Annotated in this window: 30 protein-coding genes and 3 pseudogenes; 17 read left to right on the forward strand and 16 right to left on the reverse strand. The window is 70.0% G+C overall.

Going from position 1 to position 26,419, the window contains the following annotated elements:
* Nucleotides 1-13: 13 nt before the first annotated feature.
* From ACZ4N5_RS35645 to ACZ4N5_RS35660, 4 genes and pseudogenes are all read right to left on the reverse strand, one after another.
* Entirely contained in the window at nt 14-1,111 is a 1,098-nt protein-coding gene (locus ACZ4N5_RS35645) for a peptidoglycan recognition protein family protein (protein ID WP_467761174.1), read from the reverse strand.
* A 210-nt stretch (nt 1,112-1,321) separates the two neighbouring features.
* The gene (locus ACZ4N5_RS35650; RefSeq protein ID WP_467761175.1) at nt 1,322-2,557 is read right to left on the reverse strand and encodes a peptidoglycan-binding protein; all 1,236 of its coding nucleotides are present in this window, start codon (nt 2,555-2,557) and stop codon (nt 1,322-1,324) included.
* A 69-nt stretch (nt 2,558-2,626) separates the two neighbouring features.
* Nucleotides 2,627-2,869: pseudogene (locus tag ACZ4N5_RS35655) on the reverse strand (hypothetical protein); the annotation flags it as partial.
* A gap of 548 nt (nt 2,870-3,417) precedes the next feature.
* Nucleotides 3,418-3,555, reverse strand: coding sequence for a hypothetical protein (locus tag ACZ4N5_RS35660; RefSeq protein ID WP_467761176.1), 138 nt, complete (start codon nt 3,553-3,555; stop codon nt 3,418-3,420).
* Between the two features lie 409 nt (nt 3,556-3,964).
* On the opposite strand from ACZ4N5_RS35660, the gene ACZ4N5_RS35665 reads away from it, so the two are divergent.
* From ACZ4N5_RS35665 to ACZ4N5_RS35680, 4 genes are all read left to right on the forward strand, one after another.
* On the forward strand, nt 3,965-4,297 hold the full coding sequence (locus ACZ4N5_RS35665) for a DUF4265 domain-containing protein (RefSeq protein WP_467761257.1): 333 nt from the start codon (nt 3,965-3,967) through the stop codon (nt 4,295-4,297).
* A gap of 65 nt (nt 4,298-4,362) precedes the next feature.
* The gene (locus ACZ4N5_RS35670) at nt 4,363-4,788 is read left to right on the forward strand and encodes a hypothetical protein (RefSeq protein ID WP_467761177.1); all 426 of its coding nucleotides are present in this window, start codon (nt 4,363-4,365) and stop codon (nt 4,786-4,788) included.
* Nucleotides 4,789-4,886: 98 nt separating this feature from the next.
* Nucleotides 4,887-5,345 (forward strand): RNA polymerase sigma factor, encoded by a 459-nt coding sequence (locus tag ACZ4N5_RS35675; RefSeq protein WP_467761258.1) that lies wholly within the window; start codon nt 4,887-4,889, stop codon nt 5,343-5,345.
* The gene (locus tag ACZ4N5_RS35680; RefSeq protein WP_467761178.1) at nt 5,342-5,794 is read left to right on the forward strand and encodes a hypothetical protein; all 453 of its coding nucleotides are present in this window, start codon (nt 5,342-5,344) and stop codon (nt 5,792-5,794) included. Before ACZ4N5_RS35675 ends, ACZ4N5_RS35680 begins: the two co-directional genes overlap by 4 nt.
* A 5-nt stretch (nt 5,795-5,799) precedes the next feature.
* Here ACZ4N5_RS35680 and ACZ4N5_RS35685 read toward each other — a convergent pair whose 3' ends face one another.
* Nucleotides 5,800-6,705, reverse strand: coding sequence for an alpha/beta fold hydrolase (locus ACZ4N5_RS35685; RefSeq protein ID WP_467761179.1), 906 nt, complete (start codon nt 6,703-6,705; stop codon nt 5,800-5,802).
* A gap of 186 nt (nt 6,706-6,891) precedes the next feature.
* A complete protein-coding gene (locus ACZ4N5_RS35690; RefSeq protein ID WP_467761180.1) occupies nt 6,892-8,544 on the reverse strand; it encodes a sigma-70 family RNA polymerase sigma factor in 1,653 nt (550 codons plus the stop codon).
* A 299-nt stretch (nt 8,545-8,843) separates the two neighbouring features.
* Between ACZ4N5_RS35690 and ACZ4N5_RS35695 the strand changes: the two genes are divergently transcribed.
* Complete coding sequence (locus ACZ4N5_RS35695) at nt 8,844-10,262, forward strand: DEAD/DEAH box helicase (RefSeq protein ID WP_467761181.1); 1,419 nt, start codon at nt 8,844-8,846, stop codon at nt 10,260-10,262.
* A 185-nt stretch (nt 10,263-10,447) separates the two neighbouring features.
* On the opposite strand, the gene ACZ4N5_RS35700 is transcribed toward ACZ4N5_RS35695, so the two are convergent.
* Entirely contained in the window at nt 10,448-10,900 is a 453-nt protein-coding gene (locus tag ACZ4N5_RS35700) for an iron chaperone (RefSeq protein WP_467761182.1), read from the reverse strand.
* 162 nt (nt 10,901-11,062) lie between these two features.
* On the opposite strand from ACZ4N5_RS35700, the gene ACZ4N5_RS35705 reads away from it, so the two are divergent.
* Complete coding sequence (locus ACZ4N5_RS35705) at nt 11,063-11,653, forward strand: TetR/AcrR family transcriptional regulator (RefSeq protein ID WP_467761183.1); 591 nt, start codon at nt 11,063-11,065, stop codon at nt 11,651-11,653.
* Between the two features lie 328 nt (nt 11,654-11,981).
* On the opposite strand, the gene ACZ4N5_RS35710 is transcribed toward ACZ4N5_RS35705, so the two are convergent.
* On the reverse strand, nt 11,982-13,001 hold the full coding sequence (locus ACZ4N5_RS35710; protein WP_467761184.1) for an aldo/keto reductase: 1,020 nt from the start codon (nt 12,999-13,001) through the stop codon (nt 11,982-11,984).
* Between the two features lie 233 nt (nt 13,002-13,234).
* On the opposite strand from ACZ4N5_RS35710, the gene ACZ4N5_RS35715 reads away from it, so the two are divergent.
* Together ACZ4N5_RS35715 and ACZ4N5_RS35720 are read left to right on the forward strand one after the other, a co-directional pair.
* The gene (locus ACZ4N5_RS35715; RefSeq protein ID WP_467761185.1) at nt 13,235-13,828 is read left to right on the forward strand and encodes a TetR/AcrR family transcriptional regulator; all 594 of its coding nucleotides are present in this window, start codon (nt 13,235-13,237) and stop codon (nt 13,826-13,828) included.
* Between the two features lie 38 nt (nt 13,829-13,866).
* Nucleotides 13,867-14,317 (forward strand): annotated as a pseudogene (locus tag ACZ4N5_RS35720) (aldehyde dehydrogenase family protein); the annotation flags it as partial.
* A gap of 74 nt (nt 14,318-14,391) precedes the next feature.
* Here ACZ4N5_RS35720 and ACZ4N5_RS35725 read toward each other — a convergent pair.
* A complete protein-coding gene (locus ACZ4N5_RS35725) occupies nt 14,392-15,168 on the reverse strand; it encodes a polysaccharide lyase family 7 protein (protein ID WP_467761186.1) in 777 nt (258 codons plus the stop codon).
* A gap of 249 nt (nt 15,169-15,417) precedes the next feature.
* Here ACZ4N5_RS35725 and ACZ4N5_RS35730 point away from each other — a divergent pair, with 249 nt between their 5' ends.
* Entirely contained in the window at nt 15,418-15,909 is a 492-nt protein-coding gene (locus tag ACZ4N5_RS35730) for an SRPBCC domain-containing protein (protein ID WP_467761187.1), read from the forward strand.
* Here the strand turns inward: ACZ4N5_RS35730 and ACZ4N5_RS35735 are convergent.
* The gene (locus ACZ4N5_RS35735; RefSeq protein ID WP_467761188.1) at nt 15,881-16,336 is read right to left on the reverse strand and encodes a sodium:solute symporter family transporter; all 456 of its coding nucleotides are present in this window, start codon (nt 16,334-16,336) and stop codon (nt 15,881-15,883) included. The genes ACZ4N5_RS35730 and ACZ4N5_RS35735 overlap by 29 nt on opposite strands.
* A 128-nt stretch (nt 16,337-16,464) precedes the next feature.
* Nucleotides 16,465-16,839, reverse strand: a pseudogene (locus tag ACZ4N5_RS35740) (sodium:solute symporter family transporter); the annotation flags it as partial.
* A 326-nt stretch (nt 16,840-17,165) separates the two neighbouring features.
* Here ACZ4N5_RS35740 and ACZ4N5_RS35745 point away from each other — a divergent pair.
* Together ACZ4N5_RS35745 and ACZ4N5_RS35750 are read left to right on the forward strand one after the other, a co-directional pair.
* The gene (locus tag ACZ4N5_RS35745; RefSeq protein WP_261705162.1) at nt 17,166-17,795 is read left to right on the forward strand and encodes a ParA family protein; all 630 of its coding nucleotides are present in this window, start codon (nt 17,166-17,168) and stop codon (nt 17,793-17,795) included.
* Complete coding sequence (locus ACZ4N5_RS35750) at nt 17,792-18,016, forward strand: hypothetical protein (RefSeq protein ID WP_467761189.1); 225 nt, start codon at nt 17,792-17,794, stop codon at nt 18,014-18,016. Before ACZ4N5_RS35745 ends, ACZ4N5_RS35750 begins: the two co-directional genes overlap by 4 nt.
* Nucleotides 18,017-18,162: 146 nt before the next feature.
* Here ACZ4N5_RS35750 and ACZ4N5_RS35755 read toward each other — a convergent pair whose 3' ends face one another.
* Nucleotides 18,163-18,423 (reverse strand): hypothetical protein, encoded by a 261-nt coding sequence (locus ACZ4N5_RS35755; protein ID WP_467761190.1) that lies wholly within the window; start codon nt 18,421-18,423, stop codon nt 18,163-18,165.
* Nucleotides 18,424-18,524: 101 nt separating this feature from the next.
* Complete coding sequence (locus ACZ4N5_RS35760; RefSeq protein ID WP_467761191.1) at nt 18,525-19,364, reverse strand: alpha/beta fold hydrolase; 840 nt, start codon at nt 19,362-19,364, stop codon at nt 18,525-18,527.
* A gap of 70 nt (nt 19,365-19,434) precedes the next feature.
* Here ACZ4N5_RS35760 and ACZ4N5_RS35765 point away from each other — a divergent pair, with 70 nt between their 5' ends.
* Nucleotides 19,435-19,914: a MarR family winged helix-turn-helix transcriptional regulator gene (locus ACZ4N5_RS35765; protein WP_467761192.1), complete on the forward strand. Its 480-nt coding sequence runs from the start codon at nt 19,435-19,437 to the stop codon at nt 19,912-19,914.
* A gap of 124 nt (nt 19,915-20,038) precedes the next feature.
* Nucleotides 20,039-20,572 carry a GNAT family N-acetyltransferase gene (locus ACZ4N5_RS35770; RefSeq protein WP_467761193.1) on the forward strand — a complete coding sequence of 178 codons (534 nt, stop codon included), beginning with the start codon at nt 20,039-20,041 and terminating at the stop codon, nt 20,570-20,572.
* Between the two features lie 39 nt (nt 20,573-20,611).
* Here ACZ4N5_RS35770 and ACZ4N5_RS35775 read toward each other — a convergent pair whose 3' ends face one another.
* The gene (locus ACZ4N5_RS35775) at nt 20,612-21,040 is read right to left on the reverse strand and encodes a YrdB family protein (protein WP_467761194.1); all 429 of its coding nucleotides are present in this window, start codon (nt 21,038-21,040) and stop codon (nt 20,612-20,614) included.
* Nucleotides 21,041-21,281: 241 nt separating this feature from the next.
* Between ACZ4N5_RS35775 and ACZ4N5_RS35780 the strand changes: the two genes are divergently transcribed.
* Nucleotides 21,282-22,199, forward strand: a complete 918-nt coding sequence (locus ACZ4N5_RS35780) for an NADP-dependent oxidoreductase (RefSeq protein ID WP_467761195.1) — start codon at nt 21,282-21,284, stop codon at nt 22,197-22,199.
* Nucleotides 22,200-22,344: 145 nt separating this feature from the next.
* Here the strand turns inward: ACZ4N5_RS35780 and ACZ4N5_RS35785 are convergent, their stop codons facing one another.
* Nucleotides 22,345-22,911, reverse strand: a complete 567-nt coding sequence (locus ACZ4N5_RS35785) for a TetR/AcrR family transcriptional regulator (RefSeq protein WP_467761196.1) — start codon at nt 22,909-22,911, stop codon at nt 22,345-22,347.
* 259 nt (nt 22,912-23,170) lie between these two features.
* On the opposite strand from ACZ4N5_RS35785, the gene ACZ4N5_RS35790 reads away from it, so the two are divergent.
* A complete protein-coding gene (locus ACZ4N5_RS35790) occupies nt 23,171-24,106 on the forward strand; it encodes an SDR family oxidoreductase (protein WP_467761197.1) in 936 nt (311 codons plus the stop codon).
* A gap of 118 nt (nt 24,107-24,224) precedes the next feature.
* Entirely contained in the window at nt 24,225-24,596 is a 372-nt protein-coding gene (locus ACZ4N5_RS35795) for a VOC family protein (RefSeq protein WP_467761198.1), read from the forward strand.
* A 130-nt stretch (nt 24,597-24,726) separates the two neighbouring features.
* Here the strand turns inward: ACZ4N5_RS35795 and ACZ4N5_RS35800 are convergent, their stop codons facing one another.
* Complete coding sequence (locus tag ACZ4N5_RS35800) at nt 24,727-25,539, reverse strand: hypothetical protein (protein ID WP_467761199.1); 813 nt, start codon at nt 25,537-25,539, stop codon at nt 24,727-24,729.
* A 501-nt stretch (nt 25,540-26,040) separates the two neighbouring features.
* Between ACZ4N5_RS35800 and ACZ4N5_RS35805 the strand changes: the two genes are divergently transcribed.
* The gene (locus ACZ4N5_RS35805; RefSeq protein WP_467761200.1) at nt 26,041-26,406 is read left to right on the forward strand and encodes a cupin domain-containing protein; all 366 of its coding nucleotides are present in this window, start codon (nt 26,041-26,043) and stop codon (nt 26,404-26,406) included.
* The last annotated feature ends 13 nt before the right edge of the window (nt 26,407-26,419 follow it).

Genomic DNA, 26,419 nt, shown 5'->3' on the forward strand with positions numbered 1-26,419 from the left:
GGCGGAGGCGTCGTCAGGCGACGAGCGCGCACCAGGTACGGGCGTCCACGACGCCGTCGGCTGGCAGAGACGCGCCGGCCTGGAAGGAGGCCACCGCCGCTCGGGTCGCGGGCCCGAAGGCACCGTCGACCCGCAGTCCGGCGCCGCGCGCGGTCAGTTGGCTCTGCACGGCGCGGACGGCCTCTCCGGAACCGCCCGTGGCGAGCGGCGCAACGAGCTGGTTCCAGGTCTGTTGTCCGGCGACACCATCCACCCCGGCCTTGACGGCGCCCTGGAAGGCTTGGACGGCATTCGCGGTGACTCTGCCGTAGCTCCCGTTGGCGGGGAGCGCGGATCCGTGCTGACGAAGCAGGTACTGGAGGCTGCGCACGCGCTCCCCGGTGACGCCCACGGTCAGCGTGGGCCAGACGGGGGCCACCGCGCTGCCGCCGATGCGGGCGGCGACGTCGGCTCGCAGGCGCGGCAGGCGGGCGTACAGCAGGTCGCCCGGGCAGTCGGTGTCGTTGAAATCCCGGTGCCCGTAGATCTGGTACGCCCGCAGGCCGTACCGGGCGCAGATGGTGGCGCACAGGTCCACGAGGGACGCGTACAGCGCCGAGGGTGGCTGGACGGCGTCGTAGGTGCCCTCGTTCTCGATGCCGATGGCGACCGTGTTCTGTGCCGTGGTGTGCGCGCTCACGACCGCGGCGGCGCCGCCGAGCAGCGTCTCCAGGCTGCGGTGCCGACCCTCCATGACGTGTCCGCCGCGACTGACGGTGAAGTGCTGGCCGGAGTCGATCCAGCTCCGGCCGAGATGCGAGTCCTGGATCGACCGGGCGAGCGCGAAGGCGTGCGCCTGTGAGCCGTCCTGGACATTGGGGCTGTCCGTGTGATGCACGATCACCTTGTGCGGGCGCGCGGATTGCACTGTGACCGGCCGGGAGGGCGGCCGGGCGCCCCAGCGGTCGCAGCCGGAGATCGGCGGATCCGCCGCGGCCCCCGCGGGTCCGGCGTACCGCACGGCCGCTGCTGAAATCCCCGTACCCAGCACGACCGCACCGCCCAATAACACCGCCCGTCGGCTCGTCCGCCCGTACGACCGCCCGCCGGAATGCAGGGAACTACCCACCATCCTTGGCCCTTTCGCCTCGTCGAGGCCGCCCGGGGGCGACGGAAGAGGACGATGGCAGTCCCGGACGGTGCGGCCAATGATCTGCCGGACATCGGGACAGCGGGCTGTTTCACCCCCTTCCACCTGCGGTGACGTGGCGGGCTGGGATGGCAGATGGGCTGGGGCGGAGCCGGGATGCGGCCAGTGCGGTTCGCGACTCCGGCCCGCGGGTCAGGGCGTGGCGCTCGGCTCCGGCTTCCCCTTCGGCCCCTTGGACCTGCCCGACTTCGACGCTCCCGCCTGGTAGGCCTTGTCGCACGACGGCCAGGCCCGGAAGTCGTGGGTACGGGCCCACAGACGGTGGGCGGCCTGGATGTTCCACTCGGGGTCGAGCGCCTTGCGGGGCGTGCCGCCCAGCTCCCGCAGGGTGCCGTCGTACAGCTGGAACACCCCCCAGTTCCGCGTGCCGTTGGTGTTTCCGAGGCTGTACAGCGGGTCCAGGTTCGAGGCGCACTTGGCGATGCCGCCGGCGCGGTCCGCGTCCTCGGTGAACACCTCGCGGACCCGCCGGTCGACCCTTTCGGGCGACCACGGATGCGCCTTGACACGGCCGGAGTAGAGGGCGCGTTTGGTTCCGTCGTCGACCACGCCGTTGGGCTCCAGCCCGGCGAGGAGCTGGAAGACGACGACGCGCATCTGCGTGAAAGGGCCGAAGGCACTATCGACATCGAGGTCGAGTCCGACCTGCTTGAGCCGGAGTTGGAGCTCACGGACGCAGGTGTCCTGATGGCCCATGGCGACGAAGCGGCACTTGGCCGACAGCAGCGGACGGTTCGGCGACGCGTCGGCCCCGGCCGGACGCCCGCCGGTGAGCAGGACGGTGCCCGCCACCGTCACGCCGACGACGAGCAGGCACCCGACGAGGACCGGCCATCGGCGCAGATGTCGCAGTCGGAGACGGAACGGCACCCGTGCCGGCTCGGATCCCAGGGCGACGGAACTCGCCCTGCCGGTCGGCAACTTGGCAGATGAGACAGGAGGGTTCGCTGCTGAGCCTGCCGACTCGACCTCGATGCCGGGCAGCTTGACCAACATCTCCGCCAACTCGGTGTCGGCGGTAGCGGGAATCTGCGCCGGAATCGGAGTCGGCCCCGCAGCCGAGGCGGGATCCGGGGTTGGTTCGGCCGATGGCGTCCTGCGTCTTCGGCCGGCGTCAACGAGCACCCAGAGCCGGTGCAGCTCCAGGAGTTCGCGGGGGCTGGCCCCGGAGGCCTTGCCGAACCGGGCGATGGGGTCGAAGTCGTTGGGCACGCCGACGCCCGAACAGTAGCGTTGCAAGGCGGAACCACTGACCCCCGACCGGCGTGCCAGTGCCTCATAGCTGCAGTCCGCCCGGCTCTTGAGCGTCTGCAGCAGATCCGTGAACTCGCGCGCGTAGGGGGACCCGGCCGCCCGTAACTCCGACACGCCACGTACCTCCACTGGTCGGCGCCGTATAGCAGCGGAGTCCACGGTGCCCCAACCAGCTTGCTGCGTCTACCAGTTCGAGGTGATACCCCCGGTAGACGCTGCTGGTGGCGAGCCGCCCGACGGGTGTCGGCGGCGACGCCGTGCAGGTGCGTGACTCCTCCACCCCGTGGACGGGGTGGCTTCTCGCGATGCCGGGTTGGCGTCGCGACGGACCAGCCCGGCCCGTGGAACGTTGGTTGCTCCGACGACGTCGGCGTGTGCCCGGTGGCCGCACGAGACGCAGTGGAACTTCTCCTGTGTGGGCCGGTTCTCCTTCGCGGTGTGCCCGCATTCGGGCCACCTCCGGGAGGTGTTGGGGGGCCACGGCCGTCACTTCCCTGCCGACGCTTTCAGCCTTTGCGTTCGGGACTGCGAGGAACACCCCCCAACCGGCGTCAGCGATCGAACGGTTCACCCGGTCTTTACCGCTGCCCCGTTGGGCAGGAAACCGCACACCTGCTCGGGGTCGGACTTCGGCGCGGGGGCTTTGCTCATGTTGCGGATCTTGAGGTCTTCGTGCGCGATGAAGTCGTGCTCGCGGACCGGATCGAGTGCGGTTTTGCGCGCGTGGTCGAGCCGCTGGCGTGCACCTTGCCCTGCAGGGCCGCGACCTTGTCCACGGCGCGCTGGTGGTTCTTGGCCTTGCGGCGCGGTACCGGCTCAGCGCCCGTGCGCGGCCTCCAGCTTGGCGGCGGCCTTGCGCGTGGCGCGGGTTGGCGACGTGCTCATCGTCGGAAGTGGTGAGGAACGAGGCGATGCCGACCACGCTGCCCGTCGCAGTTGTAGTCGGAGCCGCCGTGTGACATCGGGTGGGCGGGCTACCGGTAGGCGCCAGTGCCTTCGGCCTCCGGGCCGAGGTCGAGAGCGAACAGGCCCTGGCCCGGGGCGAGATCTACATCGCGATGGTCGACGCCTTCGAGCTCCTCGACGGTGCACCGAATGAGCCGCTTACGCATGCTGGCGTTCCTCCTCTGGCCGTTGGACGACCATCAGAGTGCCGACGGGCATCTGCGTTGCGCCTGGAGCAACGTGTTGCCTGAAGGCCGCAACACGCCCCGACCGGGCGTTCTCCCAGGTAGGCCGCAAACCGGCCGGCCAGCTGCTCCCGGGTGCACGGACGCAACTTGACGGTCAGATCGTCGGAACCGCCACCCATCCTGAACCGTACGATCACCCCGCTGTCCAGCAACGGCACTCGGCCCTCGGCGAAGCCGTTCCGGTCCTCGGCGAACCAGATGCGACGCGGCGTCATGGCGCCGCCTGCCCCTCTCAAGGCCGACAGCGGGCCGCACGCGTGGGACGGACGCGTGCAGGCCTCGGTTTCCCCCTGAAGCGGCCCCGGGGATTGGCCTGCGCTGGGACCAGCTGCGGCGCGGTCAGTTCCGCGTGGTTGAGAACGGCATGGCGTCGGCCCATTCCCCTCTCGGAGACCGGGTCCGTCTGTCACCGGCAGCTCGCGTGGTCGAAGTTGCCCGGACGAGCGGACACCGCGTCTTGCGTGCACTGCTCAGGCCGAGCGCGAACGCCGAACGGCTCGGCCGCAGCATCAGCCTGATCAAGAACTCGATCGAGGAGTCCGGGCTGCTCAGCGAATGGCACGGGGAGCACTTCGTCGCCATCGAGGTCCCTCCCGGCACCGACATGAGCCCGTTGTTCGCCCTGGTGCAACGGGAAGTCGACGAGGCCGACGCCTTCTGAGGTCGCACCGAGTCCTACCGCCTGGCCCGTTCCAAAGGCAGGGCGGAGCAAAAGGGCGGGCAGTAGTGAAGCACCCGATCCGCTTCGCCAGCCGAGGCCATGGGACGATCTTCGGTCACGGGTACTGCACCTACACCTTCTTCGAACAGTGCCCGCACCGCATGGCCTGCGGCCGCTGCGACTTCTACACGCCCAAGACCTCCAGCATGGGCCAGCTCCTGGAGGCCAAGGACAACCTTCAGCGCATGCCGGCGGGCCTCCCGCTCAGCGACGAGGAACGCGGCGCCGACGACAGCCAGGCCGCACTCGACCAGTTGCTGGAACGGCTGGTCGACGTTCCCACACCGGCTGGGACGACACCCCGCGAGATCGGCGTTCGCGACTGCGGCGCTCCTGCCAATCGTCGCAGTCAACCAGGGCATGAGGTTCGCCGGGATACAGCCGGAAGGGATGCTGCTGCGGACGATCGGCGGGTGAGGCCAGGACGGTAATCTCGAGGGCGATGGACGGTTCGGGGGGAGAAGACCAGCGGCCGTGGGACGCCGCGGCCGCGCTGGTGCGGGCCGCACGGACCGGGGACGTGCTGGCGATGGACGAATTGCTGACCTTGGTGACGCCGTACGTCACCCGGCTGTGCCGACCGATTGCCGTGTCGGACAGCGAGGACGCCGTCCAGGAGGCGCTGGTGGCGATCTTCCTCGGAGTGCGAGGGCTGCGTGATCCGCAGGCGTTCTACGGCTGGGCGCGCACGATCACCGTGCGCGAGGCGGTAAGGGTGGCGCGGCGCACTGCTGTCGAGCGTGCCGTCGACCCGGATGACCTGGCCCGCCTACGCGACCTCGTCCCTCGTGGTGACGGCGAACTGTCCGTACAGGTGCGGGACGTGCTGGCGCGGATGCCGGTGCATCACCGCGCGGTGCTCGTACTGCGCGAGCTGGAGGGGCTGGATGAACAAACTGCCGCCAAAGTGCTGGACATCGCGCCGGGCACGGTCAAGTCCCGTCTGCATCGTGCCCGTTCGGTGTTCCGGAAGGCGTGGCAGCGATGAGCGTTGACTGCGTGGCGCGGCTGCGGGTGATGGCCGCAGGACTGCATGCCGCGATGTACGCGGAGGAGCGATTGGACCTGCCGTACGACGAGGTGTGGGCGGTCGCCGAGGATCTGGCGGGTGAGCTGCCGCACCTCGTGCCCTTCCTGCGCGAGTTCCGCGTCCCGCCGGGTGACGCCGATGGCAAGCCGGCCCGGGCGGTGGGACCGCTGGGTGTCCGCGGTGCTTTCGAGGTGCGGCTGGCTCCCGGCTGGTGCCTGATGCAGTCGCGCCTCGTGGTGGGTGGCATGGCCGCCGCCCCGGAGGGCGACGGCACGCGCTTCGCGGTGCTCGGTGCGACGCGTCCCGCCGTCCTGCGGCCGGTCCAGTCGGTGTACGGCCGACTGCTCGGGGCCCGCCGCGGGCAGGCGTTCGTCCGCAGAGTCGCGCTCCGGGCGGCCGCACGTTAGCGGCTTCAGCAGCCCGTCACGAACAGTTCCTTCATCGCCTCGGCCACCGCTTGCGGGGCCTCCTGGGGCAGGAAGTGGCCGGCGCCGGGCACGATGCGCACGGTGAGGTCGTCCGCATGGCCTTCGCCGCCGGCCAGCATGGACGGGGGGATCACATTGTCCCGCTCGCCGCCCAGCAGCACGGTCGGCACGGTGAGCCGGTGCCCGCGCCACGCGCCACGCAGCAGCGCCGGGATGTCCCGGACGACGTACTGCCAGAACATGGCCTGCCCCGCGTGCGCGCCGACGCGGGCGGCGGCGGCGAACTCGGCCACTTCGCCGACCTGCCAGACCGACCGGTCGGCGACTTGATGGCGCAGCAGGAAGCGGGTGAACGCCGGCCACCGGCGCAGCACGACTTTGCCGATCACCGGATACTCGATGAGGGCGGTGTACCACTGCCGCCACAGGTTCGGCAGGATCGCACGGTGCCGGGCCCACGGGTGGGCCATGCTGAGCGCCAGGTAGCCGCTGAACCGCTCCGGTGCCCGCAGGCACAGCCGGAAGCCCACATGGGCACCCCAGTCGTGCCCGACCAGGCCCATCCGGTCAAGGCCAAGAGCATCTATCAGTGCGAGCATGTCGTCGGACAAGCCCTCGATGTCGTAGCCGCGCCTGGTCTGCTCCGACCAGCCGAAGCCCCGCAGGTCCGGGCAGATGAGCCGGTGTCCGGCAGCCGCCAGGACGGCGACCCGGTGCCAGGCGAACCAGTGCTGCGGGAAACCGTGCAACAGCAGGACCGGCGTGCCGGTTCCGTACTCGGCTACGTGCAACCTGACGCCGCGCACCTCCAGCCATCGGTGTTCCGCCCCCTCGTCGGCCGGGAGCGGTCTGGGGGCAGCAGACCTGCCCGAGGTCGTGCTCGATGCCATGGAAACGCCTCTCGCCTTCGGCGGGTCTCTTTCGGAACCGCATCGGCGGGTCAGGAGGAGAGTCCGAGCCGAAACGTTCCCCGCCTCCTCCGATTTCGCCGCGGCTCCGGCGCGTCCGTTCGGCGAGGGATCCCCTTACGAGATGCCAGCCTCACCGTCATCGTTCGTCCACTCGACCACCCGGCGTCACTGCTTCGCCCCGAAATCCTGTGTCCACCACGGGCCGCCCGACCCCTTGTGCACGCCGACGCCTATGTTCTTGAACGAACAGTTGAGGATGTTCGCGCGGTGCCCCGGGCTGTTCATCCAGGAGTCCATCACCGCCTGCGGGGTCTGCTGGCCCATGGCGATGTTCTCGCCGTACGTGGACCAGCGGTAGCCCGCGGCGGTGATGCGCTGACCGGGGTCGGCGCCGTCGGGGTTGGTGTGGTCGAAGAAGTCTCGGGCGGCCATGTCGTCGGAGTGGGCCCGGGCGGCGTCCTCCAGCTGCGTGTCCTCCGTGAGAGGACCGCAACCGGCGGCCGCGCGCTCCTTGTTCACCAGCACGACCACCTGCGCCACGGTGCTCGTCGGGGCCGACTGCGCCTGGGGTACGCCGGACACCCGCCGGGTCGCCCGCGCCGAGGACGCGGCTGCCGACGTACTCGGCTCGGCAGAGCGGGGTGTCCTGGAGGGTTTCGGCCTTGCCGTTTCCGACCCGGACACTGACGAGGACGGAGATGCCGTGGCGGTGGCGGGTGAAGAGGTGCCGGTGGCGCCGGGTGCCGAGAGGTCCATGACGGGGTCGCCCGCGGTCCGCGAGGGGGCCGCACCGTCGGTTCGTGTTCCGGGCCCGACACCGAGGTACCAGAGGCCGCCGCCCGCCACGCAGGCCGCCACGAGCATGCCGCCCAGGGCCCGGCGCCGCACCCGTCGGCGACGGCGAGCCTCGCTGCGCGAGGCCGCTCTGCCGCTGGGCGCGCGATGCCCTGCCCCAACCGAGCCCGCTTCTCCGTGGCCCGCGACCACCGAGGTCTGTGATGCCGAGCCGGTGGCGGCCATCCCGCCGGGGGCGGTCCGCAGTGCCGCGACCAGCCCAGGTGAGACGGCTATCAGCGCCAGGCCGGCCAGCAGTCCCTCTGCGGGCACCAAGCCGCTCCACAGGCCGGAGCAGCGGACACAGTCGCGGGCGTGCCGGGCGATTCGCTTGCGCCACAGCGCCGAGGGCCGGCCGTTCCAGGAGGCGAGGACACCCCGCAGTTCCTCGCAGGGCGGGCGCGCGTCGAGGGCTCGTACCACCACGCGGGCCGTCTCCAACTGCGCCTTCATCCGCTGCACTTGGACCGCGGTGTGCTGCGGCGACAGCTCCAAGGCCTCGGACACCTCGGCCCGGGTCAGTTCGCCGGCGCACTCCAGCCACCACAGGGAGAGAACGCTTCGATCGTCGGGTTCGAGCCAGCGGGTCGCCAGGGCGGTCTCCCGGCGCTGGCCTGAGAGCTGGAGCCGCATCATGGTCAGGTCCGCGAAGTCCGCGCCGGGGTCCGCGAGGTCCTCAGCCTCCTCCACGGCGCCCGGCGCGAGCTGCCGGTCCCGCCAGTGCGCCCGGACCTGGTTCATCGCGATCGCGACGAGCCAGGAGCGGAAACTCTCCGGAGTACGCAGTCCGTCCAGGCCGTCCAGGGCGCGGAGCATGGTGTTCTGCACGACGTCGTCGACATCGACGGAGCCGTTGAGGGCGCGCCCGACGATGTTGTAGACCAAGGGGAGAAACGCGCTGACCAGGGCGTCCTGAGCCGCCGAGTCGCCCGCTCGGGCGGCAGTCACCAGTGCCGCCGACTCCACCGCGTGCTGTCTCCTCATGAAAACTTCCCTGTCCTCGACTCCGAACGATGCTGCCGTTGCCTGGGAGACCGCCCGCGGAACCTCGGATAACAGTTCTTCGGAGACTCGTTGCGGAGAGACTGGCCACACCGTCGCGCCGATCGCAAGGTAGTAGGTCACATGGGGGTCCTCTCCGGCCCCGCACGTCCCTGCCACCGGACCGGCGGGCGCCCGTGTGCCCGCTGGTAAAATGGGCGCACGCTTCGAAGTCGCCGGGGCCCGTGCCAAGAGGCACGGGCCCCGGGGCGTTCCGGGCGTCAGACTGAGGAAGGTTCCCCATGAACGCGAAGCCGCCGGACCCTGGACTCTCCGATGCCGGCGAGCGCCGGCCGACGACAGCGCCGGAGGGCGACGTCTCGACACCACAGACCCTCTCCACGGGCCTGCCTCCGGCCGCGTCGTTCGACGCACTCGGCCTGCCGCCGGAGTTGGTGAACAAGATGACCGGCCTCGGGGTGACGGAGCCTTTCCCGGTCCAGGCCGCGACACTGCCCAACGCGCTGGCCGGGCACGACGTCCTCGGCCGGGCGAAGACCGGTTCCGGCAAGACGCTGGCGTTCGGCCTGGCCCTGCTCGCCCGCACAGCAGGCCGCCGAGCGGAGTCGAAGCGGCCACTGGCGCTGGTTCTCGTACCGACCCGGGAGCTCGCACAGCAGGTGAGCGACGCGCTGGAACCGTATGCGCAGACCTTGAACGTGCGACTGGCGACGGTGGTGGGTGGCCTGTCGATCAACCGGCAGCAGGCGCAACTGCGGACCGGCGTCGAGGTGCTCATCGCGACGCCGGGGCGGCTGACCGACCTGGTGTCACGCCGGGACTGCGTCCTGAACCACGTGCGCATCACGGTGCTGGACGAGGCGGACCAGATGTGCGACCTGGGCTTCCTGCCGCAGGTCTCGGACCTCCTTGATCAGATTCCCGCCGACGGACAGCGGCTGCTGTTCTCGGCCACGCTCGACCGCAACGTCGATCAGCTCGTACAGAAGTACCTCCACGACCCGGTTCTCGCCTCGGTCGACCGGCTGGCGGGCTCGGTCACCACGATGGAACACCACGTGTTGAACATTCACGCCGCCGACAAGTACGCGACGGCGACCGAGATCGCCGCCCGGGACGGCCGGGTGCTGATGTTCCTGGACACCAAGGCCGGCGTGGACCAGTTCACCCGTCATCTGCGTGCCAGTGGCATCCGGGCCTCCGCCCTGCACAGCGGCAAGTCGCAGCCGCAGCGCACGCACACGCTCGCCCAGTTCAAGAACGGCGAGATCAACGTGCTGGTGGCCACCAACGTCGCCGCCCGGGGCATTCACATCGAAGCCCTCGACCTCGTCGTCAATGTCGACCCGCCCGCCGACGCCAAGGACTACCTGCACCGGGGCGGGCGCACGGCGCGCGCCGGGGAGTCCGGGAGCGTGGTCACCCTGGTCACGCCCAACCAGCGGCGCGATGTGAACCGGCTGATGTCCGACGCCGGCATCCGGCCGACCGTCACACAGGTGCGCTCGGGCGAGGCGGCACTGGCCGACATCACCGGGGCCAAGCGCCCGCCGACCGGGCCGAAGACCAGCACCGGCAACGCGCCCTTCCGCGGCATCGGCACACGTCCGGGGCGCGCCGCGAAGGAGTCGCGCAAGACGGCGGACGCCCGCAAGGCCGCGGAGGCCCGTGCGGCGGCCCGGGTACGCAAGAGCCGCTGACGTCGGACGGAACCGCCCTGGGACGACGTCGCCTTCCGCGGCGTCCGCGGGCGGCATGGTCGGGGTTGGTCGCCCCGGGGCGACCAACCGCGGGTGCGTATGAAGGCGCCCGGGGCGTGGGCCTGGCCGGCGCCCCGGCCATGGACCGGACCCGTCCCGCGCGGTGACGCGCGTCCGCCTGCGCCTCAGCTGACGGCCTGCTTCACGAGCGCGCTGATCCGCGCCTCCGCCTCGGCCGTCATCTCTGTCAGGGCGAACGCGGTGGCCCACATCGTGCCCTCGTCCAGCTTCGCCTGATCGCTGAACCCGAGGGTCGCGTAACGCGCCTTGAACTTCTCCGCGCACTGGAAGAAGCAGACGACCTTCCCGTCCAGCGCGTAGGCGGGCATGCCGTACCAGAGCTTGGGTGCGAGGACGGGAGCGCCCTCTGTGATGACGGCATGGACGCGCTCGGCCATGATCCGGTCGGAGTCCTGCATCTCGGCGATCTTCGCGAGGACGTCGCGCTCGGCCTCGGCCGCCTTGTCCGCGCGCGAGCTGCGGCGGGCCTCCTTCTTCAGCTCCTGGGCATGGTCCTTCATCGCGGCCCGCTCCTCGGCCGTGAATCCCTCGTGCTTACCGCTTTCCGTGCTGCTCATGACAGAGCTCCCCTTGAGGATCCGATGGACGGAATCTTGGGCTCACAGATGGTGACGTTGCCACCTTTCCGTCATCGGCACGCACCGTGCCGATACCGACCGAATATTCCGTGCCACCCCCGGCATTGTCAACGGCACGGCGCGTGCCGATAAAATGGCCTCATGACCGACCCGCCCGCCGCGCCACGGCGCCGAGGTGCCGCACGCACCGACGAGCTGCTGCAGGCAACCCTCGATCTGGCCGCGGAGGTCGGGTACGCGGGCCTGAGCATCGAGGCCGTCGGCCGCCGGGCCGGGGTCGGAAAGCACACGATCTACCGTCGCTGGCCCTCGAAGGCGGCGCTGCTGCTCGACGCGCTCACCCGCGTGTGGACCAGCGACCTCGACTACCGCTACACGGGGGACGTCCGCGAGGATCTGCGCGAACAGTTCCTCCGTTCGGGCCTCGCCCTCTCCAGCCCGCCGATCGGCCCCGTCTACCGCGCGGTCATCGCCGAGGCGCAGGGCGATCCCGCGCTACGGGCGACCCTGCACGAACGCTTCCTGGCCACCGTCGAGCGGAGCACCCTCGACCGGATCACCCGCGCCCAGCACACCGGCGAACTGACCTCGGAAGCGAACCTGGAATTCGCCGCCGAGCTGCTGTGCGGCGCTCTGTACTACCGCAGCCTGCTGTCGACCCGCCCCATCGACGAGGACGCGGTCGACGGTCTCCTGGACATGTTCATGGCCGCGTACGGAACCACCGGCTAGACCCGGCCGCAGTTGGGGCACTCGACGAATGGCACCTGTCCCGTCCAACTATGGGGATCAGCGCTCCAGTTGGACCCCGACGCACACGCGCACGCACGAAGTCAGGGAACGACCGTGGCCGCGTCCCGCACGATGAGGGTGCCCTCGCGGTCCATGGTCAGCAGGTACTTCCGGTCGGGCGACATGTGGCTCCTTTCGGCACCGGCGACGCCGACGGGGGCACACCGGCACGATGGAGGGAGAAGGGGCCATCCTCGCCCGGCACCCGCGCGATGCCCGCCGTCTCGGGAGCTGCGGGCGAGGATGAGGAGGTCCGGTCTCCGGACGGTCAGCGGCGTCGCAGTGACGGGTCGAGGAGCGCGGGCGGAGTGTCGAACTTTTCGTGAGCGGCGAGGTCCGTGCCAGGGGCGACGATCGCGTCGATCGCGTCGAGTACGTCGGCGGGGAGCACGGTGTCGGCCGCGGCGAGCTGCGCGTCCAGGTGGTCCCGCGTGCGGGGACCGATGAGCGCGCTCGTCACGCCGGGATGCGCCGTCACGAATCCGAGCGCGAGCTGGATCATGGTCAGGCCGGCCTCGTCGGCGACTTCGGCCACTTTCTCGACGGCGTCCAGCCTGGCCCGGTTGGAGGGGATGGTGGTGTCGAAGCGTTGCGGCAGGAACGTCGAGCGGCTGGTGGTGATCTCCCGGCCCGCCCGGACGGCGCCCGACAGCCAGCCCGAGGCCAAGGGGCTCCACACCAGGACACCGAGCCCGTACTCCTCGGTCACGGGCAGGACATGGGTCTCGATCCCCCGTTGCAGGATCGAATAGCTGGGCTGTTCGGTGACGTAGGGCCTCAAGTGATGTTCGCGGGCGGCCCATTGGGCCTGCACGATGCGGTAGGCGGGGAAGGTCGAGGAGCCGAAGGAGCGGATCTTTCCCGCGCGCTGCAGGTCGGTCAGGGCCGACAGCGTCTCCTCGTCGCCGGCGCTCGGGTCCCATCGGTGGATCTGGTAGAGGTCGACGTGGTCGACACCGAGACGGCGCAGGCTGTTGTCCAACTCGGTGACCAGCCAGCGGCGCGAACCGCCCCGATGGTTGCGCTCGTCGCCCATGGGCATGCCCGCCTTCGTGGCCAGCACGATGTCGTCGCGGCGGCCCGCGATGGCTTTGCCGACCATCTCCTCCGACTCGCCGTCGCCGTACATGTCGGCGGTGTCGATGAGATTGACCCCGCCGTCGAGGGCTGCGTCGACGATGGCGGTGGCCTCGTCCTGGGTGGTACGCCCGATACTGCCGAAGTTCATCGCGCCGAGCGCGAGGGCGCTGACCTGTACACCGGTACGGCCCAAGGTGCGGTACTGCATGACCTGTCTCCTCCATTGCGGGTGAAGCGTGGTGGCAGCGCGGATTGGTTGTCGGGTCCCGGATCTGCCATCATGAACAAACGGAACGCCGTCCCGCTTGACGATACGGAACACTGTCCCACTTAGCAAGGCGATACGGAACGATGTTCCGTTTGACGGCCCGGCCACCGTGCGAGACCCGGCGACGGTGAGAACGGAGTTCCGATCACGGTGAGAACGGAGAGAAGGGCACGATGAGCGACAGCGACGAGACCACCGCCAGGCAGGCGGCCCGGCCCAGACGGGCCGACGCCCGGCGCAACCAGGAGACGCTGCTCGACGCGGCCGCCGCGGTCTTCGCCACGTCAGGCGTGGAGGCACCCGTACGCGACATCGCGGCCACGGCCGGCGTCGGAACGGCCACGATCTACCGGCACTTCCCGACCCGGGCGGATCTCATCGTCGCCGTCTACCGGCACCAGGTCGAAGCCTGCGCCGAGGCGGGACCGGCCCTGCTGAGGGACTGCGCCTCCCCTCATGCCGCGCTGGCCCGATGGATCGACCTCTTCGTCGACTTCCTCGTCACCAAGCACGGCCTCGCCGCCGTTCTGCAGCCCGACAACACAGCCTTCGACGCCCTGCACACCTACTTCCTCGACCGCCTCCTCCCCGTGTGTGCCCAACTCCTCGACGCGGCGGCCGAGTCCGGCGAGATCCGCCCCGGCCTGACGGCCTACGAACTGATGCGCGGCGTCGGCAACCTCTGCATCGGCGCCCACAACGACTCCCGCTACGACGCACGACGCCTGGTCGAGCTCCTCATCGCGGGCCTGCGCCAACCCCGTTGACCGCCCGCCCCACCCGATCCCGTGGCCGCGTTCGAGACCACAACGCGAACCAGCTCGCCCAGGTCAGCGGCTTCATCGAGCGGCCGCCCGAGCACGCGAGGGTCGAGCCGGGCGGTCACCGGGTCGGCGACAAGGGCTACTTGTACGCCCCGACCGTGGTCTCCGGCCTCAAGCAGGACGACGAGATCATCCAGAACGAGGTCTTCGGCCCGGTCATGACCCCAGGCGTTCACGGACGAGGCCCAGGTCGTCGCGTACGCCAACGGGGTGGACTACGCGCCGGCCTCCTCGGTGTGGACGGAGGACCACGCGCGGGCGATGCGGATGTCGAAGAGCCTCGACTTCGGCTGTGTGTGGGTCAACACCCACATGGCACTCGTCGCCGAGATGCCGCACAGCGGGTTCAAGCAGTCCGGCTACGGCAAGGACCTCTCCGCGTACGGCTTCGAGGACTACACCCGGATCAAGCACGTGATGACGTCGCTCTGAGCGGGCGTTCCAAGTGAGAGGGGTGAGTGCGGCGAAGGCGCCGCGCTCACCCCTCTCCGGCGTGCGACGACGTGTCAGCCGTGCGAGACGTTCAGGCCGTAGAAGGCGACGCGCGCCCCCTTCGTCGTGCTGTCCGAGGACGACTGGTTGTACGAGCCGGCCTTGAAGTACTGCTTGTAGGGGAAGAACGACGACGGAATCGAGTAGTGCGTGGTGCTGCCGTTGACGGTCAGGTCGATGGTGTTACCGCCGGAGACGGCGATGGTGTAGGTCCACGTCTTGCCGACCGCCACGTGTCCCACCGTGTGGGTCGTCTGCCCGCCGGACGGCGAGTTCTCGGTGCCGACGACGATGTCGCCGCTGGAGCGGTAGTACAGCTCCACCAGCGGTTTGGTGGACGATCCGCCGGAGCCGAGGTGGATCTGGCCGACGCATACGTTGGACGTGACCGAGACGACCCGCAGCGTCGCATTCAGCCGGTGGCTGCCGCCGAGTGACCAGTCCGCCGCGCTGCCACTGCGGTTCATCTCCCGCAGTTCGGAGCGGGCGTAGGAGGAGTTGGGCGTCGTGACGCCCTTCTCGGGCGCCCAGAAGGTCATCGCGCCGTCGCGTGTGTCGGTGTAGAAGTACGCGTCCTGGTAGCCGTTGGCCCCCTGCAGCCGGGCGGAGGAGATGGTGGTGGGCGAGCCCGGGGAACCGACGGGCTCCTGCAACTGCCAGACGGACAGGTCGAAGTTGCCACCGGGCGCGACCTTCGGGTCGGCGGCGCCGGCACTGGCGGTGCCCAGGACGGTCACCGCGGCGACGAAGCCCGCGACGGTGGCCGTCGCCAGAAGCCTGGAACGGGTCATGTTGACGTCCTTCGCTGATCGTGGGGGAAGGGAAGGCGTTCCGCTCTCCGCCGGTGCGGGTGGCGAACAACCGCGCACGGTTGTTCATATAGATGAATTCTGGGTTCACCTGTGAACCGGCGTGTGCCGTGACGCTAAAGGTCTGAACCAGAGCAGTCAAGGGGTCGCGCACAAGCGGAACTTGGGGATCGCGCCCCATCCCGGCCCGACGGAATCGACGGCCCCGCCTTCCTGTGTAGCCTGAAGGACGTGTATACGACGCGCGTCTCGCGGCGGGTGAATGCCTCGCGAGCAGAGATCTACCGGGCGCTGCTGGACGCGACCGCTGTCGCGCAGTGGCGGGTGCCGACCGGTATGCGCAGCGAGGTGCACGAGTTCGACGCCCGCGAGGGTGGCGCGTTCCGGGTCTCGCTCACCTATGACGTACCGAACGCGGCCGGCAAGTCGGAGGCGCACACCGACACGTACCACGGCCGTTTCGTGGAGCTCGTCCCGGACGAGCGGGTGGTCGAGGTCGTCGAGTTCGAGACGGCCGATCCCGGGCTGCGCGGTGAGATGACGATGACGACGGAGCTGACCGAGACGGACGGCGGCACCGAGGTGGTCATCGTGCACGAGGGAGTGCCGGACGCGGTGCCCGCCGCCGACAACGAGACCGGAACGCGGATGGCGTTGGACAGTCTGGCCCGGCTGGTCGAGCCGGGGCGGGACGTCAACTCCGGCGGGAATCACCGGGGCTGACGATCCGGTCTCCCCCGGGGTCGGCGGCCCGCACCAGGTCCCGGCCCATCAGGGCGCAGGCACCGAGCCCTGCCACCACGACCCCGGCGCACACCACCGCGACGGGGCCGACCGCCCAGCCGACGGCGCGCCGCGCGGTGCGGGCCTCCTTGACCGGGTGCAGCCTCATGGTGATGTGCGGCAGACAGGCGGCCCCGACCAGGAGGGTGGCCTCGAAGCTGATCAGGTCGAGGCGCCCGGCGACGGAGTGGCCGAAGTGGAGTCCGGGGCGCGCGTAGTCGGCGCCCGCTCCGGAGTGGTCCCGGGCGGCGTCGAAGAGGGCCGGTGGTGACCATCCGTACCGGGCGAGGACGACCCCGGCGAGCAGCAGCATGGCGGTGAGCGCCACACCGACCTTGAGGATCTGCACGTATCCGATGCCGCGCATCCCCCCGAACGCGGCGTACAGACCATCAGTGCGCCTCCGGCGACGGTGCACCCGGTGAGCGCGCCGTCGGGGAGCCCGAACATGGCCGCCATGATGCGTCCGGCGGTGGAGAGCTGCACCAGGAGCAGCGGGGTGAGGACGACGAGGGTGGCGACGCCGAGAGCGCGGCGTACGGAGTGGGCGCCGAGCTGGTCCGCGAGGAAGTCGCCCAGGGTGAACACCCCTTTGCGGCGCAGGGGTTCACCCAGGATGCGCATGACCAGGTACAGCGAGACGACAGTGGCGCACGCGAAGAGGACGCCGTCCGCCCCGTCGAGGGCGACCGCGCCCGTCGTACTGAGCAGGGTGGCCGCGGAGATGTAGTCACCGGCGACGGCCAGCCCGCCTCCGACCGGGCCGAAGGCCGCGCTGCCGCCGGCGTAGAAGTGCTCGGGGTCGTCCAGGTCGGCCGCCGCCAGCCCGCACAGCAGCAGGGACACGGCGACGAAGCCGAGGAAGACCATGACGGCGAGCGACTCTCCGTCTCCGGCGCTCACCGGTGGCGCTCCGATGCCGCTGATGCGTGTGGGCCGGTCGGTGCGCCCGGAAAAGGAGTTGAGGGAGATACGGGAGACATGCCGGGCATGGCATCAGCCGCAGGATGCCGCGTACAGGGGACAGCGCCTTCGGGAGGCGGGTGCACAGCGGTGGTGGGCTGGGTTTGTGCGGGGGCACACCGCGTTGGTCCATTGGAATGATTCACCGGCGCCGCGGGGTGAACGACGGGACGGTACGCCCCGGATGGACGGCCGCGGGTCCCTCGCGGTCACTAGCGTGGCTCCTTGTGTCGATGAGCTATGCCTTTGTGAACCTGAAACCCGGAGTGGGCAAGACGACGAGCGCGGTGTGGTTGGCTCACGCACTGCACGAGTCGGGCTTCTCACCGCTGTTGGTGGACAGTGACCCCGCGTCCTCGGCGCTGCGGTGGAGCGAACTGGCGGGGGGTTTCCCCTTCCCCGTGTTCTCGCTTCCGGTGGGCGACGTGCACCGGCGCGTGAACGACTTCCTCGGCGACCGGCAGGCCGTGGTGTTCGACGCCCCGCAGATGGAGGACCACGCCCACATCGCCCGCAGCGTCATGCGGTACGCGAGCGAGTGGATCGTGCCGGTGACTCCGTCCCCCATCGAGCTGGACCGCATGGCACCCATCGGCGGCGAGATGGGCGACGTACAGTCCCTGCGGGCCCGGCCGGCCCGCTCCGCCGTGCTGCTGAACCGTACGAACCGTCCCGACGCCACGCGTACCGGTCCTGACGCGGACGCCCGCGAAGCGCTCACCGAGCGCGGCTTCGACGTCCTGTCCACCCACATTCCCCGACTCGACCTGTACTCCCAGTCGTTCGGCAGTCCTGTCGAGGTCAAGGGATCGGCGTACATGGACCTCGCGGACGAGCTCATCAAGCGTCAGGACACGATGTGAATCAGCGCAAGGACACCTACCGGGCCGCCCTGCAGCGGGAACCGGATGTCGCCGCACCCCGCCACGTCAAGGTCGCGCGGCTGGACACGCGATACGTCCGGGTGACGATCGAACTGGACCCTGCGCTTCCGCGCGAACTGACCCGGTGGGTGGGACCGCCCGTGTCCGCGATCCTGCGCGCCGGCGCGACCGTACTGCGCCCGCTGACGGGCACCGCGTAAGCGCGATGTCGCGTGCCCACGGGCCCTGTGCCGCCGGGCCCACGGGCGCGGGGGCCCGGCGGCACGGGGGAACGGGTCACGGGGTTCGATCCGACGGCCGGGCCGGCTCCTGCGCGTGCCGTGCGGTGCCGTGCCGTGCCGGAAACTCAGGTGTCCATCGGGTGGCCGCCGTCGCCCTCGACCACGACCCGGTCCACGCCCGGCTCGTCGGCCCGTTCGACCATCGTCAGGTCGATCTCCCCGTCACCGGTGGTGTCGAACTGGTAGAGATCGGCCTTGCCGTCACCTGTGGTGTCGGTCATCCAGACGTCGGTCCTTCCGTCGCCGTTGGTATCGGCGCTGAGGACGACGTGATGCTCGTCCCCCTGGGTCTCGATCACTTCGTCCGTGCCGTCATTCGTCTCCATGACGGCCGATTGCCCCGGTCGACAGGTCCAAAACTATGGCCCGTTCGGGCCTGACGGGAATGTGCGCGGCCTGCCCAGCGGTCCGACGACGGCTGGACCGCTCAGGCCAGGAACCGTGTGAGCAGACGGTTGAGTTCGGCCGGTTGTTCCGTGGGAAGGGAATGATGGGAGGCGTTCGGAAGGAGGTCGACGCTCACACCGGGCATGAGACGGCGGGCCTCCGTGGCCACCCGCCGTACGTTGTGGGCACGGCTGCGCCCGGCCAGGAGTACCAGGGCCGGAACGGCGCAGGCCCTCAGATCCCCCGGCCTCGGGCGTCGCATGGCGACGACCTTTGACCGGCGCGCGTCGGCGGTGCTTCCCAGGAACGCCCGCCAGGCGGGATTCTCGGGGATACCGCCCGTTTCCCATTGGTGGAAGGCCTCCACGCGCTCGGCGCTGGGGCTGAGCAGCATCGGCAGGGCGCGCAGGAGATATCCGAGGCTCATGCCGGCGAAGCAGTTCGTGGGGTCCAGCAACGCGAGGCGGCCGATCCGGTGGGGTGCGCGCAGAGCGTAGTTCAGGGCGATCCAGGCACCGTAGGAGTGGCCACACAGGTCCGCGCCGTCGAGAGACAGCTCGTCGAAGAGCGTGTCGAGCCAGGTCATGAGGTCCTCGGCGCCACGCAGCGGCGCCCCGTCGTGCACACTCCGCCCGATGTCGCCCATCAGGTCGGGGGCGTACACCCGATGGCCGGAGGCGAGGGCATCCATGTTGGCGAACCACACCACCGAGGTGCTCCCGCCGCCGGGCAGCAGTACGAGCGGGGTGCCGTCCCTGGGGCCGCTGATGTGGACCCGGGTGGTGCCGTAGGGAGACGGCACATCGACGCTGTCGACCTCGACGGGCCACTGCTCCAGAACGGTGTCGTACGCCGAGAGGAATGCCGCCTCGCCACCCATGATCGCCGCCTTATGATTACTCGACCACCGATAGTCTCGATGAACGAGATAATACGCCAGGAGGGACACCGTGGACGATCGGGACCCGGACCTGCAACTGGTCCATCTGCTACGAGCCGTCACCGTGGAGCTGGATCTCTTCGCCGCCGAGTTCGCCGGCCTGCACGGGCTGCATCCCACTGATGTGCGTGCGCTGATCCACCTGTTGGACGCCGGACGGGCGGACACGCCCGCGACGCCCGGGTGGCTCGGTGCACAGCTGGGAGTGAACTCGGCATCGACCACAGCCCTGATCGACCGGCTGGAACGTCTGGAGCTCGTCCGCCGGGAACGGGACACCCGCGACCGCCGGCGGATCCTGCTCACCGTCACGGACCGGGCCGTCACTCTGGGCTGGTCGTTCTTCGGGCCGCTGATCAGCGAGATGGTGTCCTCGATGCGTACCTTCGACGAGAAGGATCTGGCCACGGTACGACGTTTCCTGCTGGCCATGCGTGACGTCGCCGCCACCGGGCGAAGGAACCAACGCGACGGCTCCGCCAGGCAGTGAAGGCCGCCGAGGTCCCCGTCGGGCCGGTACCGCTCCCCGGCCGCGCTCCGGAGCAGTGTGTCACCACCCCGGCCACCACCCCGGCCACCGGCCGGTGCCTCACCGGTAAGGCAGGATGGGTGTCATGACCGAGATCCGCACCCCCCGCCTCCTGCTCCGCCGCTGGTACGACCACGACCTCGCCCCCATGGCGGACATCAACGCGGACCCCGATGTCATGCGCTGGATCGACGACGGGGAGGTCCTCGACCTGGACGCCACGGCCGAGGCGATCGAGCAGTGGGAAGACGAATGGGACGAGGAGGGCTTCGGCCTCTTCGCCGTCGAACTGCTGGCCTCGGGCGAGATGGCCGGCTTCGCGGGACTGTCCGTGCCCGAGTACCTGCCTGAGGTGCTGCCCGCCGTGGCGATCAGCTGGCGGTTCGGCTCACAGTTCTGGGGCCAGGGCTACGCGTCCGAAGCCGCCCACGCCACACTGGAGTTCGCGCTCCAGGACCGCGGCCTCGACCGCGTCATCAGCATCAACCGGTTGGGCAACGAGGCCTCGGAGAACGTCGTCCGCAAGCTCGGCATGAAACCGGAGAGCGAGACGACGCACCCGGTGTACGGCTTCCCGCTGAGCATCCACGCCATCGATCTCACCGAGTTCCACGCGTGAATCCTCTTCTGGGTGCCATGGGCGCCCTTTAGACGGGTCTCAGCCGGACTCCGGTGAGCCGGTCGTGCCCTCCGGTTCCGTGGGCCGGCCGGGCACGGTACGGCGAAGGGTTTCGGCCACCGCCGTGTTCGCGACCACGACGATGGCCATGACCACGGCGGCAACGGGGTGCCCGACTCCGTACACAGCTGCCGCGCCACCGCCCAGCACAACTGTCTTGACCACAAGCACGAGGGGCAGTCCGGGCCGCAGTCGCGCCTTCGGTGCCGCGAACAACGACCAGAGCCCGACGGCCATCAGGGGCGTCCCCACGCCGAGCAGGATGTGGAGCAACTGGCCGTGACCGGTGGTGAATCCCCACCAGCTCAGACATGCCAGCGCGACGATCTCCACCACGAACGCCAGGAGTTCGTTGGCCGCGAACCATGGCCGCTCGGCAAACAAGGCTATGTCGTGGTTCGTTGACATGAAGTCCTCTCGGTGTGCAGGGCACGCCCAGCATGACAGGGCGGCACCACCTGATGTGCCCGTTCACCGAACCCGTGGCCAGAGCCTCTCCGAAGGTCGGTCGACATATTCTCGGGCGTTGATTCTGGGAACACAGCTCCGCTCCTGAGCCGTTGTGTGCGATGGCACGGTCGTTGCGTGGCCGTTCCGAGGCGCAGCCGTCCAAGACCGGGTCCGTACGAGGAAGAGCGGTGATCACGCGATGAAGGCGGTGCGGTTCCACGAGTACGGCGGGATCGATGTGCTGCGGGTGGAGGAGGTGGAACGCCCGGCGCCCGGCCCCGGGGAGGTGCTGGTCGAGGTTCGCGCGGCCGGGATCCAGCCCGGCGAGACGATGATCCGCGAGGGCGCGCGGCACGGACGCTGGCCGGCGACGTTCCCCTCGGGGCAGGGCAGCGATCTGGCCGGTGTCGTGGTGGAGGCCGGTCCGCAGGTGCGCGGCTTCGCGGTGGGGGACGAGGTTCTTGGCTTCACCCACAACAGGGCGAGCCATGCGGAGTTCGTCGTGGTGGACGACGTGAAGCTGACCTCGCGTCCGGAGGGTCTTTCCTGGGAAGTCGCCGGGTCGTTGTACGTGGCCGGTACGACCGCGTACGCCACCGTGTTCGCGGTGGACCCCGGACCGGCCGACACGGTCGTCGTGTCCGGTGCGGCGGGTGGCGTCGGGTCCCTCGCCGTACAGCTCGCACGACGGCACGGGGCCACGGTGATCGGGCTGGCGAGCGGGCGGAACCACGCCTGGCTGAAGGATCACGGTGTCGTGCCGGTCGAGTACGGGGAGGGCGTGGCCGAACGGATCCGGCAGGCTTCGGGCGGGAAGGTCGACGCGTTCATCGACACGTTCGGCGACGGCTATGTAGAGCTGGCAGTGGAGTTGGGCGTGCGGCCCGAGCGGATCAACACGATCCGCGACTGGCAGGCCGCGGCCAGGGTCGGTGCGGGAACCTACGGAGAAGGCGCGGCGGCGTGCGCGGTGGTGGTCGGCGAGCTGGCCCGGCTTGCCGCGCGAGGGGAGCTGGAGGTGCCCATCGCCCGCGCCTACCCGCTGGAGCGGGTGCGAGACGCGTTCCGTGAGCTGGAACTGCGGCAGACCCACGGCAAGATCGTGCTCCGGCCCTGACGCCGGCCACCGGTGACGGCCCACGGCGTCGGCCCGCCCACCGCATCCTCGCGACGCGACCCGGGCATCCGTGTCGCGCCTCGATGCACCGGGACAGTGAACTACCTTCTGTGCGGGGCGACTTCGATCGGTCAGGGACGCGACGTCACGCGTCCGCGGCCACGGCCCTCAGACCGGCCAACGACTCCCGGATGAACTGCGTCAGTTCCTTCGCCTCGGTCCGATCGACCCAGCGTCGGAACGCGAACTTGAAGACGGCGATCCCGACCTCCGCGGCAAGGCCGGCGGAGGCTTCGTCGGCGCCACGCAGTCGCAGTGCGTCCGAGAGCGTCGTGGACAGTGACGCGAGTTTGATCAGCTCGCGCTCCTGCAGCTCGGTGTTGGCGTCGATCACGGACTGCCGCTGCCGCGCGTGCTCCTGGCGGCGCTCCAGCTCAGCCGCGGCGGCTTCGAGGGCCACCGCCACGGCGTCCAGCGGGGTGGCGGACTCGGGAGCCTGCGCGACGGCGTTCGCGAGCACTTCCCGCAACTCGCTCGAACCCGCGAAGAGCACCTCACGCTTGTCCGAGTAGTGCCGGAAGAACGTCCGCTCCGTCAGCCCCGCCCGTTCGGCGATCTCCGCCACCGAGGTGCGGTCGTAGCCGCGCTCGACGTAGAGCTCCAGTGCCGCCCGTGCGAGGCGGCCGCGCGCGTCCGGCTGCCATCGACCCATGCCCGGCATCGTACTGGATGGCAGTCACTGACATCACCGGTCCGCCCTCGACGACCGCCACTGACATCAGACCCGTGCGCCTCGACGGCCGTCAGCGACATCAAGCCCCCGTTCGACGACAGCCACTGTCATCAAACCCTCCAGGTTCGATGACAGTCGCTGACATCAAATGCTAGGTTCGATGACAGTCACTGACATCGCTGGGTCACCCCACGCGCCCTCCCGGCGCGAGGGCGACACCCGGACTGGAGGCTTTCTCATGCGCGTTTTCGTCACCGGGGCATCCGGCTGGATCGGCTCGGCACTCGTCCCCGACCTCATCGGCGCGGGACATCAGGTCGTCGGGCTCGCCCGCTCGGACGCCTCGGCCGCGGCCCTGAAGAAGGCCGGGGCAGACACCGTGTCCGGCACCCTCGACGACCTCGACGTCCTGCGCGCGACAGCCGAGGCGTCGGACGGCGTGATCCACCTCGCGTTCAAACACGAGCTCGCCTTCTCCGGCGGATTCCAGGACGCCGCCGACGCGGACCGGAGCGCCGTCGAGGCACTCGGCGACTCGCTGGCGGGGTCCGGGCGGCCGCTCGTCATCGCGTCGGGGCTGGTCGGACTGGCCCCGGGTCGCGTGAGCACCGAAGCGGACGGCCTGACGCCGGACGGGCTGTCCACGCATCTGCCGGGCGGCCCGCGGACCCGGATGGGCACCGCCCACGTGACCCTCGCCCTCGCCGACCGGAACGTCCGCTCGTCCGTCGTACGCCTCCCCCCGACCGTGCACGGCGAGGGTGACAACGGATTCATGGCGGCTCTGATCGGCATCGCCCGCGACAAGGGCGTCGCCGGGTACATCGGCGACGGCACGCAGCGCTGGCCCGCCGCGCACCGCGGCGACGCCGCCCGCCTCTTCCGCCTCGCCCTGGAGGGCGCACCGGCGGGCTCGGTCCTCCACGCGAGCGCCGAGGAGGGCGTGCCGCTCCGTTCGGTCGCCGAGGTCATCGGCCGCCACCTCGATCTGCCCACCCGTTCCGTCCCCGCAGAGGAGGCGGCCGAGCACTTCACCTGGCTGTCGGGCTTCATCGGCCTCGACAGCCCGGCGTCCAGCAAGCACACGCGGAACCTGCTGGGATGGCACCCGACCGAGCCGGGCCTGATCGAGGACCTCGACAAGGGCCACTACTTCCGGGCCGGCGGGGAGTAGGCGCCACTCGGGGAGATCTCCGGCGTCGTACGGTCGTACGACCCGCCTGTCCGCCGGATGCCGCCCTGATGCCCTTCCGGCACTGCCGGTCCGGCAAAACCGGGGCACATTGACAGATATGCCCCTTTCGTTGCACCACATCGTCATCGACGCGCACGACCTCCCCTCACTCGCCCGGTTCTGGGCCGAGGTGCTGGGCTGGCGGATCCTCTCCGAGCGGGAGCGGGAGGTCGTGATCGGGCCGGACGAGACGGCGCCGGTGGGCATCTGCTTCATGCCGGTGACGGACCACAAGTCCGTCAAGAACCGCCTGCACCTCGATCTGACGTCCGCGGCCGACGACCGGGAGGCGGAGATCGACCGCATCCTCGCCCTCGGGGCCCGCAGAGCGGACGTTGGGCAGAGCGGCGAGGAGTCGTGGACGGTGCTGGCCGACCCGGAGGGGAACGAGTTCTGCGTGGTCCGCCCGAAGGCGACCCTCATCGGCTGAGGAGCTGCGCCACCGATCCCTCGGTGGAAGCAGGCGAATGAGCCGGCGATGTCTTCGGCTGCTTCGGACCAGGTGAACGGGGTCGGCTCGAAGCCCCGATCGCTCTGCCGGGTCAGCAGGGTCAGCAGGGTCAGCCGAGATACTGCGTAACCCGGGACCACGCGCTCGGTGCGCCGGAGGCAGTGGGCGCGGGGCGCCGGTCCCGCAGTCGGCGCCAGACCGTTCGGGGGCAGCGGCCCTTGGGGCGGCCGTCGGTGAAATCTTCGTACGGCACTCTGAGCGGCTGGGGTCCGATCTCGACCCAGTGGTCCTTGCCGGAGGTGAAGTCCCAGCCGTCGTTGGGCATACGGATGTGGTCGTCGCGGTCGTCCTTGTTCTGGCTGGTGATCTTCAGGACTTCCGCGTAGTGGGGACGGTTCCTCATGACCACGCAATAGCGTTCCTTGGATCCCCGGGTGTCCCTGAACGGAACCACCGCGTGCCAGATCTCGCCCGGAGCCGGGCGGCGGCCTCGCGAGTTGAAGCCGCCCCTGTCCCACCAGCGCACCGCCACCAGACACAGGTACGCGGTGAGACCCGAGGCACCGCACTGCGCCATCGCGCGGCCAGTCCACTCGGGCGCGTCGAACCGGACCGCGGCCCAGTGGGCGGCGACCTGACCGAGCACGAGCACCGCCGCGGCGCGAGTGAGGAGGGCCCATCGGGCGCAGGACCGCCGGCGGCTCGCGAACAGGGCCACGCCCAGAGCCACGACGACGGGTATGCCGTAGACGACCGCGTATTGCTCCGCTCCCTGCACGTACAGCGGCGGTTTCTGCGACGCCATCAGGTCGGGGAGGGTGACCGGCAATGCCAGGCCGTAGCCGACGGCGATCCACAGGTTCAGCATCAGATAGCCCTTGACGGCCATGCCCAGGCAGGACGTGTTGGTGCGACGGGTCACCAGATCCCCTCTTCCTCTGTACCGGGTGCCGAATTATTCAGGCAGATGCGGCCTTGTCAGGCGCGAAGCGGAGGTTGCGGGACGGATGGCGATCCAGGTGCTACGGGTCCACGGATGCTGCGGCCTGGCGTCGGCAGGCTTCTCTCAACCGGGCATCGATCGGGGGGCGTTGCCGCTGACGCACGCGCGGACGTACGACGGGCTTCGCTCCCGCCGGAGACACGGTCTGCCTGTTCCCAGGACTTGCGTCGGCTGTCCTGTGCCGCGGGCCCACCGCAGGAGGTCATGACCGCCGCCCGCCGAAGTCCTGCTGGTGTGCGGCGTTCGGGTTACAGCCATGGGCCCAGGAGACCCGCCGTACCGGCGAGGCCGCGTACTTCGGTACCTGGGGCTGAGACAACTCACGAACATCAGCGTCGTGTTGGTGTCCGACCGTCCACGCTCCCGCTCCGTCCAGCCTGTTGCGAAGCGCTGATGTCGTCGGCTGTTACCTTCCGAGCCATGACCGACAGCGTGTATGTGGGCAATGCGGGCAGGGACGCGGCTCTGGACCGGGGGTGGTTGCTGGGGCACTTCAAGGACGCCTCCGATCCTCGACACAGCGAGACCCTGGAGATCAAGTGGGGCGTCCACCCGCAGGGCGATGAGCGAGCTGTGTGGGTGACGGGCGAAGAGCGCACCGCCCTGCTGGTCCTCATCAGTGGGCGCTTCCGGGTGGAACTGCCCGGGCGCAGCGTTCTCTTGGCCCAACAGGGGGACTACGTCGTGTGGGGCCGGGGCGTCGATCACTCCTGGTTCGCCGAGGAACAGTCCGTCGTCCTGACAGTCCGTTGGCCCTCTCTCCCCGGCTACAAGGTGACCGATTAGGGCGATTCCACTG

The organism is Streptomyces sp. NPDC026500 (assembly GCF_055567635.1).

Coding starts and splice junctions, on each gene's coding strand:
- ACZ4N5_RS35705 (WP_467761183.1), top strand. CDS start 11,063: ATGACCGACCCGCCCGCCGCGCCACGGCGCCGAGGTGCCGCACGCACC.
- ACZ4N5_RS35760 (WP_467761191.1), bottom strand. CDS start 19,364: ATGGGTGGCGAGGCGGCATTCCTCTCGGCGTACGACACCGTTCTGGAG.
- ACZ4N5_RS35745 (WP_261705162.1), top strand. CDS start 17,166: ATGAGCTATGCCTTTGTGAACCTGAAACCCGGAGTGGGCAAGACGACG.
- ACZ4N5_RS35660 (WP_467761176.1), bottom strand. CDS start 3,555: ATGCGTAAGCGGCTCATTCGGTGCACCGTCGAGGAGCTCGAAGGCGTC.
- ACZ4N5_RS35780 (WP_467761195.1), top strand. CDS start 21,282: ATGAAGGCGGTGCGGTTCCACGAGTACGGCGGGATCGATGTGCTGCGG.
- ACZ4N5_RS35770 (WP_467761193.1), top strand. CDS start 20,039: ATGACCGAGATCCGCACCCCCCGCCTCCTGCTCCGCCGCTGGTACGAC.
- ACZ4N5_RS35805 (WP_467761200.1), top strand. CDS start 26,041: ATGACCGACAGCGTGTATGTGGGCAATGCGGGCAGGGACGCGGCTCTG.
- ACZ4N5_RS35755 (WP_467761190.1), bottom strand. CDS start 18,423: ATGGAGACGAATGACGGCACGGACGAAGTGATCGAGACCCAGGGGGAC.
- ACZ4N5_RS35785 (WP_467761196.1), bottom strand. CDS start 22,911: ATGGGTCGATGGCAGCCGGACGCGCGCGGCCGCCTCGCACGGGCGGCA.
- ACZ4N5_RS35680 (WP_467761178.1), top strand. CDS start 5,342: ATGAGCGTTGACTGCGTGGCGCGGCTGCGGGTGATGGCCGCAGGACTG.
- ACZ4N5_RS35735 (WP_467761188.1), bottom strand. CDS start 16,336: ATGCGCGGCATCGGATACGTGCAGATCCTCAAGGTCGGTGTGGCGCTC.
- ACZ4N5_RS35700 (WP_467761182.1), bottom strand. CDS start 10,900: ATGAGCAGCACGGAAAGCGGTAAGCACGAGGGATTCACGGCCGAGGAG.
- ACZ4N5_RS35715 (WP_467761185.1), top strand. CDS start 13,235: ATGAGCGACAGCGACGAGACCACCGCCAGGCAGGCGGCCCGGCCCAGA.
- ACZ4N5_RS35685 (WP_467761179.1), bottom strand. CDS start 6,705: ATGGCATCGAGCACGACCTCGGGCAGGTCTGCTGCCCCCAGACCGCTC.
- ACZ4N5_RS35710 (WP_467761184.1), bottom strand. CDS start 13,001: ATGCAGTACCGCACCTTGGGCCGTACCGGTGTACAGGTCAGCGCCCTC.
- ACZ4N5_RS35795 (WP_467761198.1), top strand. CDS start 24,225: ATGCCCCTTTCGTTGCACCACATCGTCATCGACGCGCACGACCTCCCC.
- ACZ4N5_RS35775 (WP_467761194.1), bottom strand. CDS start 21,040: ATGTCAACGAACCACGACATAGCCTTGTTTGCCGAGCGGCCATGGTTC.
- ACZ4N5_RS35675 (WP_467761258.1), top strand. CDS start 4,887: ATGGACGAATTGCTGACCTTGGTGACGCCGTACGTCACCCGGCTGTGC.
- ACZ4N5_RS35790 (WP_467761197.1), top strand. CDS start 23,171: ATGCGCGTTTTCGTCACCGGGGCATCCGGCTGGATCGGCTCGGCACTC.
- ACZ4N5_RS35690 (WP_467761180.1), bottom strand. CDS start 8,544: ATGAGGAGACAGCACGCGGTGGAGTCGGCGGCACTGGTGACTGCCGCC.
- ACZ4N5_RS35645 (WP_467761174.1), bottom strand. CDS start 1,111: ATGGTGGGTAGTTCCCTGCATTCCGGCGGGCGGTCGTACGGGCGGACG.
- ACZ4N5_RS35725 (WP_467761186.1), bottom strand. CDS start 15,168: ATGACCCGTTCCAGGCTTCTGGCGACGGCCACCGTCGCGGGCTTCGTC.
- ACZ4N5_RS35695 (WP_467761181.1), top strand. CDS start 8,844: ATGAACGCGAAGCCGCCGGACCCTGGACTCTCCGATGCCGGCGAGCGC.